The 15,220-nt window shown below is 28.1% G+C and carries 10 protein-coding genes and 2 riboswitches; all 10 genes read left to right on the top strand.

All coding sequences use genetic code 11. The features are described from left to right. The coding region (locus CHF27_RS11565) for a cell wall-binding repeat-containing protein (protein WP_147294087.1) at positions 1-480 on the top strand (480 nt) is incomplete at its 5' end. 60 nt (positions 481-540) lie between these two features. Next, a riboswitch (cobalamin riboswitch) is annotated at positions 541-718 on the top strand. 135 nt (positions 719-853) lie between these two features. Next, positions 854-1,462: a helix-turn-helix transcriptional regulator gene (locus CHF27_RS11560; protein ID WP_095404454.1), complete on the top strand. Its 609-nt coding sequence runs from the start codon at positions 854-856 to the stop codon at positions 1,460-1,462. Positions 1,463-1,731: 269 nt separating this feature from the next. Then, positions 1,732-1,911: riboswitch (cobalamin riboswitch) on the top strand. 214 nt (positions 1,912-2,125) lie between these two features. After that, entirely contained in the window at positions 2,126-3,937 is a 1,812-nt protein-coding gene (locus CHF27_RS11555) for a cell wall-binding repeat-containing protein (protein WP_095404455.1), read from the top strand. 41 nt (positions 3,938-3,978) lie between these two features. Next, complete coding sequence (locus tag CHF27_RS11550) at positions 3,979-8,058, top strand: cell wall-binding repeat-containing protein (protein WP_115976187.1); 4,080 nt, start codon at positions 3,979-3,981, stop codon at positions 8,056-8,058. Positions 8,059-8,195: 137 nt separating this feature from the next. Next, a complete protein-coding gene (locus CHF27_RS11545) occupies positions 8,196-9,866 on the top strand; it encodes a hypothetical protein (protein WP_115976184.1) in 1,671 nt (556 codons plus the stop codon). A gap of 41 nt (positions 9,867-9,907) precedes the next feature. Next, positions 9,908-10,588: a hypothetical protein gene (locus CHF27_RS11540; RefSeq protein ID WP_095405547.1), complete on the top strand. Its 681-nt coding sequence runs from the start codon at positions 9,908-9,910 to the stop codon at positions 10,586-10,588. Positions 10,589-10,608: 20 nt separating this feature from the next. Next, positions 10,609-11,865 (top strand): DUF4430 domain-containing protein, encoded by a 1,257-nt coding sequence (locus CHF27_RS11535; RefSeq protein WP_243445006.1) that lies wholly within the window; start codon positions 10,609-10,611, stop codon positions 11,863-11,865. Beyond that, positions 11,866-12,756 carry an energy-coupling factor transporter transmembrane component T gene (locus CHF27_RS11530; protein WP_095405546.1) on the top strand — a complete coding sequence of 297 codons (891 nt, stop codon included), beginning with the start codon at positions 11,866-11,868 and terminating at the stop codon, positions 12,754-12,756. Next, the gene (locus CHF27_RS11525) at positions 12,729-14,426 is read left to right on the top strand and encodes an ABC transporter ATP-binding protein (RefSeq protein ID WP_095405545.1); all 1,698 of its coding nucleotides are present in this window, start codon (positions 12,729-12,731) and stop codon (positions 14,424-14,426) included. The genes CHF27_RS11530 and CHF27_RS11525 overlap by 28 nt, the downstream gene beginning before the upstream one ends. Then, positions 14,381-15,193: an ECF transporter S component gene (locus tag CHF27_RS11520; protein ID WP_095405544.1), complete on the top strand. Its 813-nt coding sequence runs from the start codon at positions 14,381-14,383 to the stop codon at positions 15,191-15,193. The genes CHF27_RS11525 and CHF27_RS11520 overlap by 46 nt, the downstream gene beginning before the upstream one ends. The last annotated feature ends 27 nt before the right edge of the window (positions 15,194-15,220 follow it).

The raw sequence follows: 15,220 nt of genomic DNA, 5'->3' as shown, positions 1-15,220 counted from the left end.
GATGCAACTTCAATAGCATCAGTATCAGCAAATAAAAATATGCCAATATTACTTTTACCAGCTAATGGAACAGATATATATGATAAATATATTAAAGAAAACGACATTAAAAAATCATATATAATAGGTCAAACTAATGCTATATCAAAAGATGTAGAAAATAAATTAGATAATCCAGAGAGAATAGGTGGAATAGATAGAAACGAAACAAATGCTAAGATAATATCTAAATTCTACACAACAGACAAAGTAAATAATATGTTTGTTTGTAAAAATGGAATGAAAGAAGAAAGTCACTTAATAGATGCACTTTCAGTAGGATCATTAGCAGCAAAACAAAATGCACCAGTAGTTATAGTTGGAGAAAATTTAGGAAGTGCACAAAGAGAAGTACTAAAATCTAAATCAGCAAAAACTATAACTCAAGTAGGTGGAGGATGTGATAAAGTATTTAATGAAATAGAAAAATTATATAAATAATGGGTTCAATTGACATTTTACGATAAAAATGTTAGAATTCATATTATATAGATTTATAATAAAATATTAAAAATTTCAGGTTTTTAAAAATTAAAAGGGAAAAAGGTTTAAAGCCTTTGCAGCCCCCCGCTACTGTAATGTGGACGAAATTTATAACCACTGTGAATGATATATTCATGGGAAGGTAAAAAGTAGGATGAAGCTAAGCCAGGAGACCTGCCTTGAAGTTTAAGTAAAATTTTCGGAGGGAAAACAAATTTACTAATACAAAAAGAATATTATTAACTTTGTATATTAAAGTAAAAAAATCTCACCATAAGTGAGATTTTTTATTTGTTAAAAGATATGTTTTTGTAAAGAAGGGGAAATTGGGATGAATATTTTAATAGTATCAGAATCATTTATAATAAGGGATGCATTAGAAGAAATATTTAAAGTACAATTAGAAAATGAAAATACGAAAGTAATAAAAATGTTACATAGTCAAAGTGAAGTTGACAATATAGATTTTATTTTTGTAGATATTAGAAATGATGTAGTTAATCAAATAAAAATTGTAGAAAGTATAAAGAAAACCTCACCAGAAAAGAAAATTATTGTTTTAGATTCTAGGAAAAGAGGTAGTGTTTTTAAAAAAGCTATAAAAATAGGTGTAGAAGGATATGTTGTAGATATATTAGATAGAGATGAATTTATATATATAGTAAAAAAAGTAATGTCAGGTAAGAAATCTTACGAATTTGATTTAATACAAGATATGTTAAATCATGAAGAAAAACATAAGAAGTATGACCTTACAAGAAGAGAAGAAGAAGTATTAAATTTAGCAGGCGAGGGATTTAATAATAGAGAAATTGGGAAAAAACTATATATTACAGAGTGTACAGTTAAAAAACATATAAGTAATATATTTATGAAATTAAATCTAAAGAACAGAAAAGACATAATAAGTTATGCAAAGTATAATTATATAAATAAGTGATAATACATAAAAAATAGAACTACCCTAAAATTATTTTTAAGATAATTTTAGGGTAGTTTTTATTTTGAGTTAAAATATAATACTTAGTATTAGAAAAGTAGTAATACTACGGTTTTAATACTGAAGGACATTTAGTATATCTTTCAATGTATATTATTGAAATAAAATACTATAATACATACAATTTAGTTGAAGACGTGTAATAAAATATTTAATTTTGCATAAATTGATAAAATTATACAAAATTACTTATGAAATTATTCACAAAATAGGTAGAGAATGATAAATGGTTTACATTTGTAATTAAAAGGGAATTTGGAAAAACCAAAGCTGCCCCAGTAACTGTGAGAGATGACGAGCTAGAAAAATACCACTGATTTTAAAAATTGGGAAGGTTCTAGTAAGGATGATTCTTAAGCCAGGATACCTGCCATTATCATAAAGATTATCTTTCTGGGGAAAGATGCAACAATATATTTTGTTGTTTATATTTTCCAGGTAGATATCTTAGAGGTATCTACTTTTTTATATTTAAGAATAATTAATAAAATAATGATTTGTAAAATTATATGATTAGATATTTTATTACAGTAAGAGAGATTTTTAGGGGGTGTTTCGGCTTTAAACTTAATTGTTAAAAGTATTTAAATAGGAGGGAATTATATGAAAGATAAGTTATTAAAAAAGATAACAGGGATAACTGTTACTTTAGTAATGTGTTTAGTAAGTGTACCTCTATCATTTGCTGACAAATCAGAAAAACCAAAGGGATATGTAACTATGTCAGTTGAAAAATTCACATTAGGTCAAGGGTATATAAAAGAGCCAGTTAAAGTACCCTTTTATGAAGGTGATAGAGTTTCACATTTAATAACAAGATTATTAGGAAAGGGTAATTATACAAACACTGGAACAGTAGATGATAAGTCTGGAACTGTAGAGAAGGGATTTTATTTAGCAAGTGTAAGAGATAGGGACAATAGTAAGCCTAAAATTCCACAATATATAATGGATGAAATAGAAAAAGCAGATAAAGAAGTTGATGAGGAAAAACAAGATCCTGATTTTTTAGGGGAATTTGATTATACAAATATGTCAGGTTGGATGTATTGTGTAAATAATTGGTTTCCTAATTATGGATCAGGAACATATACACCAAAAGATGGAGATGTAATAAGATGGCAATTTACAACTTTTGGATATGGATCAGATATTGGTGGAGGAATGATAAAGCCAGATGGAACAGATGCCGACAATTTCCAAGGATCTTATAAATCTATAGCTAATAAAGATAAGCTTACAGAAAAGATAGCTGAAATAAATAGTGTATCAAATAAATCTAAAATACTTTCAAATGATAAAGTGCAAAGTGAATATGATAATGCATACAGAGTTTTAGAGAATGTAGAAAGTTCTCAATCAAAGGTAGATAATGCATTAAATCAATTAGAGGATGCACTTGACGATAGTGAAAAAGAAAATACAAAACCAAATAAAGGCTCAGATGAAAAAGAAGATACAAATTTAAATAATAAAGAAAATACAAAACCAAGTGAAAATGAATCTTTAAATATAAAAGAAGAAAAATTAGTAGGAAACTCAAGATATGAAACAGCAATTAAAGTGTCTAATTCTGGATGGAATACTTCTAAAAATGTAGTTTTAGTAAATGGAGCTAAAATACCAGATGCACTAGCAGCAACACCATTTGCAAAACAAATAGATGCACCTATTTTACTTACTGAAACTGAGAAATTAAATGAAAGTACTAAATCAGAAATACAAAGATTAAAATCAGAACATGTATTTATAATAGGTGGAGAAGGTGTTGTATCTAATCAAGTAAAAAGTGATTTACAAAATTTAGGTATAAAAGTAGAAAGAATAGCAGGAAGTACTAGGTTTGAAACTTCTTTAGAAATAGCTAAAAAATTAGTTGATAAAGTTAGTATATCTGAAATGTCAGTTGTAAATGGAGAAAAAGGTCTTTGTGATGCAACATCAATAGCAGCTGTAGCAGCTAATAAGAATATGCCAATATTACTTATGCCAACTAAAGGAACAAATATATATGATAACTTTATAAAAGACAACAACGTATCAAAAACTTACATAATAGGTCAAAGCGCAGCTATTTCAAAAGAAATAGAAAACAAACTACCAAATTGCGAAAGAATAGGTGGAATAGATAGAAATGAAACAAATGCTAAGATAGTAAGTAAATTCTATGGAGGAAATGATTTAAGCAATGTGTTTGTTTGTAAAAATGGAAGCGTTAAAGAAAATCAATTAATAGATGCATTATCAGTAGGAGTGCTAGCAGCAAAAGAAAATGCACCAGTTGTAATAGTAGGAGATAGCTTAAGCAATCCTCAAATAAATACATTAAAATATAAAAATGTTACTAAGATAACTCAAATTGGAGGAGGATGTGAAAAATCCTTTAATGAAATAAAAGGTTTATATACAAAATAGAAATTATGTAAATTACTGAAAAATATAAAGGGGGAAATAGAGTGAAAAAGCAAAATAGGTTTATCAAGTCGATAGTATCTTTAGTTGTTTCAGTTAGTATGTTTTTAGGAAGCATACCTATGGCTTTTGCACAAGAAACCAAAGATGAGAAAGTGCCTAAAGGTTATGTAACTATAGATATTGAAAAGTTTACATTAGGTCAAGGTTATATAAAGGAACCAGTTAAAGTTCCATTTTATGAAGGCGATAGTGTAGCTCATTTAGTTACTAGATTATTGGGAGAAGGAAACTATACAAATACTGGTAGTGTAGGAGATACATCAGGGAATACGGCAACAGGATTTTATTTAGCCAGTGTAAAAGATAATTTTAATGGAAATGAAAAAACAGAAATTCCAGAATATATATTACATGAAATTAAAAAAACTGGACAAGAAGTTGAATATGAAAGAACAAATCCTGGATTTTTAGGAGAATTTGATTATACAAATATGTCAGGTTGGATGTACTGTGTAAATAGTTGGTTTCCAAATTATGGATGCTCTGTGTATAAACCAAAAGACGGGGATGTAATAAGATGGCAATTTACAACTTTTGGATATGGATCAGATATTGGAGGAGGAATGATAAAGCCAGATGGAACAGATGCTGATAATTTCCAAGGCGCATTTATACCTATAGCAAAAAAAGATGATCTTACTAAAGCAGTTGCTGAAATAAACAGTGCATCAAATAAAGAACAATTATTAGCTAATTCTGAAATAAAAAAAGCATATGATGAAGCTTATAAAGTATTAGTAGATGTTGATATTGATCAAACTTATGTTGATGAAGCATTAGAGATGCTTAATGATGCTTTAGAATCTAAATCAGAAAAACCAAAATCAGATTTAGTTGTACCAAATCCTAGTGTTGAACAAGCTATAAATAAGACAGCAGGATATCTATGCAAAACAGTTGATAAACCTGGATTTGGAACTATAGGTGGAGAATGGACTGTTCTTTCTTTAGCAAGAGCTGGATATAAAGTACCAGAAAAATACTATGAAGATTACTATAAAAGAGTTTGTGATGAAGTAAAAGATAAAAAAGGTGATTTACATAAGGTAAAATATACTGAGTATTCTAGATTAATAGTAGCTCTTAGTTCTTTAGGAATAGATTCAAAAAATGTTTCAGGATATGACTTAACACAACCACTTTCTGATTTTAAAGGTGTTTTAAAACAAGGTATAAATGGTCCTATATGGGCACTTATAGCGCTTGACAGTAATAATTACAAAATGTGTAAAGCTATAGATGGAAAAAAACAAGCTACTAGAGAAAACATTATAGAAAATATCTTAAGTTTAGAAATAACTGATAAAGATGGAGTTAAAGGTGGATGGGCACTTATGGGAAAAGTACCAGATCCAGATATAACAGGAATGGCACTTCAAGCATTAGCTAAATATAAAAATAAAACTATAACAGCTGAAGGAACTAAAGATGTAAGTAAAGGAAAATTCAAACCTGGAGAAAAGATAGATATACAACCTTATATAGATAGAGCTTTAGACGTTTTATCTAAACAACAGCGTGAAGATGGAGGTTATTATGCATGGGGTGCAACTAACTCTGAAAGTACAGTACAAGTATTAGTTGCATTAACAGAACTTGGAATAGATCCTGCAACTGACAAAAGATTTATAAAAGGTGATGGAAACTGGCTTGTTTCTGCATTAATGGACTTCTATGTTGAAGGTGGAGGATTTAAACATGTAAAAGATCAACCTGTAAATATGATGGCAACAGACCAAGCAATGTATGGAATAGTTGCATATGATAGATTTAAAAAAGGCAAAAACAGTCTTTATGATATGACAGACGCATTTAATTCAACTACTCCAGAAGTAGGATTAGAAAATATAAATTTAAATAAAACAGAAATGACAATGCAAGAAGGAAATAAAGAAAGTTTAACAGTAAAATATAATCCAGAAAATACAACTGTAAATAAAGCAGTAGAATGGTCAAGTTCAGATGAAAAAGTAGCAACAGTAAAAAACGGAGAAGTAACAGGAGTAAAAGAAGGAACAGCAACAATAACAGCAAAAGTAAAAGACAAAATAGCAACTTGCAAAGTAACAGTAAGTAAAAAAGAAATAGAATTAAATTCAATAAGTTTAAATAAAACAGAAATGACAATAGAAGAAGGAAATAAAGAAAGTTTAACAGTAAAATATAATCCAGAAAATACAACTGTAAATAAAGCAGTAGAATGGTCAAGTTCAGATGAAAAAGTAGCAACAGTAAAAAACGGAGAAGTAACAGGAGTAAAAGAAGGAACAGCAACAATAACAGCAAAAGTAAAAGACAAAACAGTAACTTGTAAAGTAATAGTTAAGAAAAAAACAATAAGTTTACAAAAAATAGAATTAGATAAAAAAGCTTTATTAATACAAAAAGGAAATAAACAAGAATTAAAAGTAAGATATACTCCAGAAAATACAACTGATAATAAGATAGCAAGTTGGAAAAGTTCAGATGAAAAAGTAGCAAAAATAGAAAATGGACAAATAACAGCAGTAAAAGAAGGAAAAGTTACAATAACAGCAACAGTAGGAAACAAAACAGCAAGTTGTATAGTTGTAGTAGCTTTAGAAAATGCTAATATATATCAAACACAAGAACAAATAAAACAAGCTAAAGAAGAGATAAGTAAAGCTTTACAAAATACAGCAAATAAAATAAAACAAGCACAAGTTGAAAAATTACAAGGAGATATATATTTGTACACTGTACAAATTCCAAATGAAAAAAGTGAAGTAAAAACTACATTACCTTCAAGATTAGCTTTAAGTGGTTCTAAGGATCAAGTATTAAATAAAGGAGAAGGTAAAATAGAATCTCAAAATAGCTATAAAACAATGCAACTAATTTTAAATAAAGATGAAATAAAACCAGAAATATATGGAGTAACAGGTGATGTTTCAGTTAAGATTGGTCAAGAAATAAAGCTACCAGATAATGTATATGCAAAAGATAAATTAGGTGTACCTGTAAAAGTAAATGTAGAAGGTGAAGATAAATTACCTATAACAGATGGTAGAGCTACAAAATCTGGAAATTACAAAGTTTCATATAGTACTAAATTAGGAGATTTAGAAGACGTTAAAACAATAAATGTAAGAGTTACAAGTAATTCATCAGGAGGATCATCTTCAGGTGGTTCAAGTAGTTCAAAAGAACAAGTTAAAGAACAAAAACTAATAGGATATACAAGATATGAAACAGCTATAAAAATTTCAAAAGAAGGATGGAACAAATCTGATAATGTTGTTTTAGTAAATTCAGACAAATTACCAGATGCATTAGCTGCAACACCATTTGCTAAGAAAGTAGATGCACCGATATTATTAACAAGTGCAAATAAATTAGATAAAGATACATTAGCAGAAATACAAAGACTACAAGCTAAGAATGTGTTTGTAATAGGTGGAGAAGCTGTTGTTTCTCAAGATATACTAGGTGAATTAAGTCAACTTAATCTTAAAGTTGAAAGAATTTCTGGAGAAGATAGATTTAAGACTTCATTAGCTATAGCTAATAAGTTATCAAATGTATCAAAAGTAGCAGTAGTAAATGGAGAAACTGGACTTTCTGATGCAACATCAATAGCAGCTATAGCAGCTAATGAAAATATGGCAATACTACTTATGCCAACTAAAGGAACAAACATATATGATAAGTTTATAAAAGATAATAATATAGATAAATCATATGTAATAGGACTAGAAAAAGCTATCTCTAAAGAAGTAGAAAATAAATTAGTAAGTGCTGAAAGAATCGGTGGAATAGATAGAAATGAAACAAATGCAAAAATATTAGATAAATTCTATAAAGAAAAAGAATTAAAAAATATATTTGTTTGTAAAAATGGAATGACAAAACAAAATCAATTAATAGATGCTTTATCAGTTGGGATATTAGCTTCAAAACAAAATTCACCAGTAGTGATAGTAGGAAATGATTTAAATAACTCACAAGAAAATGCTTTAAAATTAAAATCACCAAAAACTATAACACAAGTAGGTGGAGGATGTGAAAGTGCATTTAACAAAATAAAAGCTTTATATTAAAGTTAAATATCTTTCTGGTGTTTTTTAGCACCAGAAAGATAAATATTTTATATTTATATACAAAAAAATTTATATATAAATATAAGGTATTTATTAAAAAACAAGTGAGATTAAAAAGAGAAGGGGGAGTAGGTGTTTTGAAGAAAAAAAATAAGTTAATAAAAATTTTTCTTGCAACAGTTATTACGATTAGTATGTGTTTAGGAAGTATTGAAACGTTATTTGCACAAACACTAGTAAAACCAAAAACAGATGTAAATACAGCTATAAACAAAACAGGAGCATTGATGTATAAAAATACACCAGATCCTGGGGTGGGAACTTTTAGTGGAGAATGGACAATACTTTCATTAGCAAGAGCAGGATATAAAGTACCGCAAGAATTTTATGATAAATACTACAATAATGTAGTAAAAAAATTAAAAGAATGTAATGGTAATTTACACAGAATAAAATACACTGAATATTCTAGGGTTATATTAGGACTTACATCTATTGGAAAGGATGTAACAGATGTAGGTGGATATAATTTATTAGAAAAGTTAGCTGATTTTAAGGGAGTGATAAAACAAGGTATAAATGGTCCTATATTTGCTTTAATAGCTTTAGATACAAATAATTATGAAATACCTATTGTAAAAGAAGTAAAAGTTCAGAGTACTAGAGATAAAATAATAGATTATATATTAGAAAGAGAAATAACTAAAAAGGATGGAACAAAAGGTGGCTGGGCTTTAATGGGGAATGTACCAGATCCAGATATAACAGCTATGGCACTTCAGTCATTAGCAAAATATAAAGATAGTCCAAAGGTAAAACCATACATAGATAGAGCGCTTAATGCTTTATCAAAAATGCAATTAGATAATGGTGGATATAATAGTTGGGGAACTATAAACAGTGAAAGTATAGCACAAGTAATAGTAGCATTGACTGCACTTGGAATAGATCCAGCAAAGGACGAGAGATTTATAAAAAAAGATGGAAATTGGATAATACCTGCGATAATGGAGTTTTACGTAGATGGTGGAGGATTTAAACATGTTTTAGATAAAGAAATTGACGCAATGGCAACAGATCAAGGTATGTATGCAATTGTAGCATATGATAGATTTGTTAAAGGAAAAAATAAGTTATATGATATGACGGATGCTAAATCAAGTTTAAATACTGGTCAAATATCAGATTCTCAAATAAATATAGGAAAGGTAGAAAATAAAACTCAAGTTAGCAATAAAAAAGATGATAAAAATTCATATAAAGGTAAAATACAATCATCAGTTAAATCATCTACAAATAAAACTACATCTCCTGTAGTATCAAATATCTTATATGAAATTAAAGAAGAATGTTTAGTTGGAAATAACAAACAAGTTGTGTATGTACAATTTGCAAATGAAAAAGCTACACCACAAGTTAAGTTTAATAATGATGTTTTAATGTATTATTCTAATGAATTATCAAATAAAAATCAAGTGCCAACATACATAGGTTTATTTGACAAGGGAATAAATAAGGACGCATTAAATGATATAAATAAATACAAATTTAATAAAAATACAGCATCTGAAAATATTACTTTTGGAGATGTTAATGGTGATAATATTATTAATGCTCAAGATGCACTAAATACAGTTTCAGTAGTATTAAAAAAAATAGATAAAGTAAAAGAAAAGGAAGCAATATCTATGGATAATAATGGAGACTGTAAAGTAGATAATATAGATGTAATAGGGATTATAGACAAATATTTAAGCAATAAAGAGTGTAATATTTTAAATAAAGTAGAAAGTGTAAATTCAAAGTAGATGAGAGACAATTATTCAGCTAAATTCTGAGGGGGAATTTTATGTTAGAAAGAATAAAAAATGCTTCTAAAAGACAAAAAATTATAGGAGCACTAATAATTTTAGCTATTTTAATAGGAGTTATAACAGCAGTTAAAAAAATACAATCATATAAAACTGAAAGTACTGTTTCAACACTTCAAGAAGAAAAAGAAGAAGTTTTAGAAGTACCATCTCTTAACCTTATACCTCCGAAAGATATAAATATTAACAATAAAGAGGAGTTTGATGTAGATGTTACTTTATCATCATTACCACCGAATATATACCCAGCAGCTAGTATTAGTGTTAGCTTTGATAAAAATAAATTAGAGTTTACAGGTATTAAAAATGGAACTATGAAAACTTATGGAAATGGTGAAAGTAGCTCAGATGGCTTTAGCGTTCCAACTTGGAAATGTGACATAGAAGCTTCTAATAATAGTTCAGAGATAAATGCTATGTATGTTGATATGACAGCAGGCAGATTTGCTTATAATAAAGATGGATTTGATAATAAGTCAAAAAATTCAGTTATAAGATTAGGTTTCAAATTAAAGGAAGGTGTAAAGGTAGGAGATATATTAAAGCTAGATTTGAAAGATGCTATATTTGCAACAGTTAATGGAGATAAAGATAATACAAGTCTTTCAGCAATTAAAGAAACATTAAAGATTAATGGCTGTGAAGTGGCAGTTCAATAATATGTATGGGGGAGATTTTTATGAGGGGAAAAATAAAGAAATTATTAATTTTATTTATTGTAATTTTTATGTTGCCACTGACAGCTTGTGGTAAAAAAGAGCTTGTTAATATTTCTGAAAGTAAAAGTAAAAGCGTTTCGTTAAATAATGATATACCAAAAGATGGAATTATAGAAACATCTATATTTAAAAAGTTAATGAATAGCAAAGAAATGGCAATGTTTAATGGAAAAAATAATGAATTTAGTTATCAATGGATGTTTATAGGGAGTGATATAAAAAAGGCTGAAGATATAAATTTAATAGTAAATCCTGAAGATAAAAATTTAGAAGAAGTAAAAAAACAAAGTAAATCCGATTTAGTACAAGGATTTACTTTTAAGGAAGAAAAGGAATTAAATTCAAATACAGCTTTGTCTATAACATTAAATAAAAAATGGAAGTGTTCTTCAGCAGATATATATAAATATAATGAGTCAGAAAAAACTATAACGAAAGCATGTGGGGCAACAATAGAAACAGGAGATAGCACTATTATAAATTTTAGTGTTAAAGATAGAAGTGGTAAATTTTATATAGCTGCTAGTGATCCTAAACAAGATGCTATAGACAATGATAATAAAAAGATTAAAGGAAAAAGTAGCTCAAAGAATGTAGAAGATAATAGTAAAAAAACATTAGAACAAAAGAAACAAGAAAGCCTTGAGTTAAAGAAAGAATTAGGAATAAACACATATAAAGGAGTTGCTAATAAAGACGGAAAGGATAAATACTTAACAGATCCAATACCTGAAGGAAAACCAAAACCTGTTGAATGGAATGAATCAGGAAATGAAGTTGATAAAAATAAAGTAGAAGGATATTGTACATTATCAATAAGATGTGATACATTATTAAAACCTGAAAATAGAAAAGTTGCAATATCAAATGGAAAAGGTGAGATGATACCAAATGATGGAGTAATTTATCCAACTAAAAAAGTACAATTTCATAAAAATGAATCTGTATTTGATGTTCTTTTAAGAGAAGTAAAAGCAAATAAAATTCATATGGAATTTTCAATGACTCCAATATATAACAGTAATTACATAGAAGGGATTCATAATTTATATGAATTTGACGGAGGAGAATTAAGTGGATGGATGTATAAAGTAAATGGATGGTACCCAAATTATGGATGTAGTAGATACCAATTAAAAGATGGGGATGTTATAGAATGGAACTATACTTGTGATTTAGGTAGAGATGTTGGATGCGAATGGATGGGAGGAAAATAGATGATAAACTCATTTAAATCTTACCATCCCATAGTTAATTTTTATTATTTTACATCTGTAATTTTATTTAGTATGTTTTTTATGCATCCAATATTTTTAATTATTTCACTTATATGTTCATTTATTTACTCAGTAAGTTTAAACGGAGGAAAGGCTATTAAATTTAATATTGTATATATGATACCTCTTTTAATATTTGCAGCTGTAATCAACCCAGCATTTAGTCATGCTGGGGTGACTATCTTATGTTATTTTAAAACTGGAAATCCATTAACATTAGAATCGATAGTATATGGAATAGCAGCATCAATTATGTTTATATCAGTTATTTTATGGTTTTCCTGTTACAATGCGGTGATGTCTTCAGATAAATTTATTTATTTATTTGGAAGAGTTATTCCAGGACTATCTCTTATTATCTCTATGGTTTTAAGATTTGTACCAAAATATAAAGCTCAAATAAAAGTGATTTCAAATGCACAAAAGTGTATAGGGAGAGATGTAACTAATGGAAATATCATACAAAAGGCTAAAAATGGAATAAAAATATTATCCATAATGACAACTTGGGCTTTAGAAAATGCTATAGAAACTGCTGATTCCATGAAATCTAGAGGATATGGCTTAAAAGGGCGTACAAGTTTTTCTAATTTTAGATTTGATGATAGAGATAAAAAGACGTTTGCAATGATGGTAATATTTACTCTAATTGTAATGCTAGGTGCTTTTAAAGGTGAAAATACTATAGTATATTTTCCAGCTATAAAAGCAGTACCTATAAATGGATTTAGCATATTAGTATATACGTCATATACATGCTTGTGTTTAATGCCAGTATTTATTGACCTTAAGGAGGAAATTCAATGGAAACATTTAGAATTAAAGAATTAACATTTAAATATCCATTAAGTGAAAAATATGCTCTTGATGATATTAATTTAAGTATAAATCAGGGAGAATTTGTAGTTATATGTGGGAAATCAGGATGTGGGAAAAGTACTTTACTAAAGCATTTAAAAACAGTGTTAACACCACATGGAGTTAGAACAGGAGAAATTTATTTTGAGTCTAAAGTATTAAATGAAGTAGATACTAGAAATCAAGCATCTAAAATTGGATATGTACTTCAAAGTCCTGAAAATCAAATTGTAACAGATAAAGTTTGGCATGAACTAGCATTTGGGCTTGAGAGTTTAGGATATGATAATAAAACTATAAGACTTAGAGTTGCAGAAATGGCAAGTTTCTTTGGAATACAAACTTGGTTTATGAAAAATGTAACGGAGTTATCAGGAGGACAAAAACAACTTTTAAATTTAGCATCAATAATGGCAATGCAACCATCAGTATTAATTTTAGATGAACCAACTTCTCAATTAGATCCAATAGCAGCTAGTGATTTTTTACAGACTATTAAAAAAATAAACACAGAACTTGGAGTAACTATTATTATGACAGAACATGATTTAGAAGAAGTTTTTCCTATGGCTGATAAATTGATAGTTATGGATAATGGAAAAATTATAGAAAACGGAGAACCTAGAATTGTAGGTCAAAATATAAAAAAATTAAATCATGAGATGTTTAATGCAATGCCTTCTCCAATAAGGATATCATCTATGGTAGAAAATTCTTTAAAAAGTCCTATAAATGTTAAGGAAGGAAGGCAATGGATAGATAAATTATTTGAAAATGATGATATTGCTATTACATCAATAGAGGAAGAAAATATAAATCTAAAAGAAGAATTTGTAATTAAAATGAAAGATATATGGTTTAAATATGAAAAAAATTCATTAGATGTTATAAAAGATTTAAGTCTAGATATACATAAGGGAGAATTGTATTGTATTGTAGGTGGAAATGGTACAGGAAAAAGTACGACTTTATCACTTATAAGTGGAATTAATAAACCTTATAGAGGAAAAATAGAACTGTTTGGTAAAGATATAAAAAAATATAGCAATAAAGAAATTTTTAAAAATAATATAGCGGTACTTCCTCAAGACCCACAATCAATTTTTGTTAAAAAGACAGTTGAATTAGATTTACATGAAATGCTACCTAAGTTAAAAATGAGCAAGGATGAAAGAAATAAAAAAGTAAGTAAAATAGCTAAATTAGTTGAAATAGAGGATTTAATGTCTCAACATCCATATGATTTAAGTGGAGGAGAGCAACAAAGAGCTGCATTAGCAAAGGTATTATTATTAGAGCCTAAGATTTTAATGTTAGATGAACCTACAAAAGGCCTTGATGCTAGCTTTAAAATTAAATTTGCTAAAATAATAGAAAAGCTTTTATTAAAAGGTGTTACTGTAATTATGGTAAGTCATGATATTGAATTTTGTGCAAGTTATGCTCATAGATGTGCATTATTCTTTGATGGAAATATAGTAACTATAAACACACCTAAGAAGTTTTTCTCGGGAAATAATTTTTATACTACAGTAGCTAATAGGATGTGTAGACAAAAATTTGAAAATGCTATAACTTGTGAGGATGTGATTAAACTATGCAAAGTGAACAAAAATCAATTGAGACAAAGGACAGCAAATTAAGCAAAAGAAAGATTTTAGATACCATACGTAAATTGATAGTAAAAGCAGCAACAATATTGTTTGATAAATTAAGCAAAAGAACTACTTTAGCTACTATACTCATATTGATAGTAATACCAGCGACAATATTGTTTGGAGTATATTTTTTAAATGACAGAAAATATTACTTTATAAGTATGTTAATAGTTGTATATACAATGATTCCTTTTGTAATGGTATTTGAAAATAGAAAGCCACAAGCAAGGGAACTTATAGTGATTGCTACAATGTCAGCTATTGCTGTGGCTGGGAGAGCTGCCTTTTTCATGTTACCTCAATTTAAACCAGTAGTTGCAATTGTGATTATTTCAGGTGTATGTTTAGGGGCTGAATCAGGATTTTTAGTAGGGGCAGTGTCAGGATTTGTATCAAACTTTTTCTTTGGACAAGGCCCATGGACTCCGTGGCAGATGTTTTCCTTTGGAATAATTGGATTTATTGCAGGTATTTTATTTAAAAAAGGTAAGCTTAAGAAACATAAACTTACACTTTGTATATTTGGGGGGATATCTACATTTTGTATATATGGATTAATAATGAATACAGCTTCATTATTAATGTTTTCATCAACGTTTACATTTAATGCATTAATAGCTACATATATATCTGGGATACCTTTTGATATGGTTCATGCAATAGCTACAGTTTTCTTTTTATTTGTAATATCCCAGCCAATGATAGAAAAGCTTGATAGAATAAAAATTAAATATGGTCTTATTGAACCATAAAAATTAAATAAATAATCTATATTATTG

Source organism: Romboutsia maritimum, assembly GCF_002251085.2.
Taxonomy (GTDB): domain Bacteria; phylum Bacillota; class Clostridia; order Peptostreptococcales; family Peptostreptococcaceae; genus Romboutsia_B; species Romboutsia_B maritimum.
This window is presented reverse-complemented; position numbering and strand designations above follow the sequence as displayed.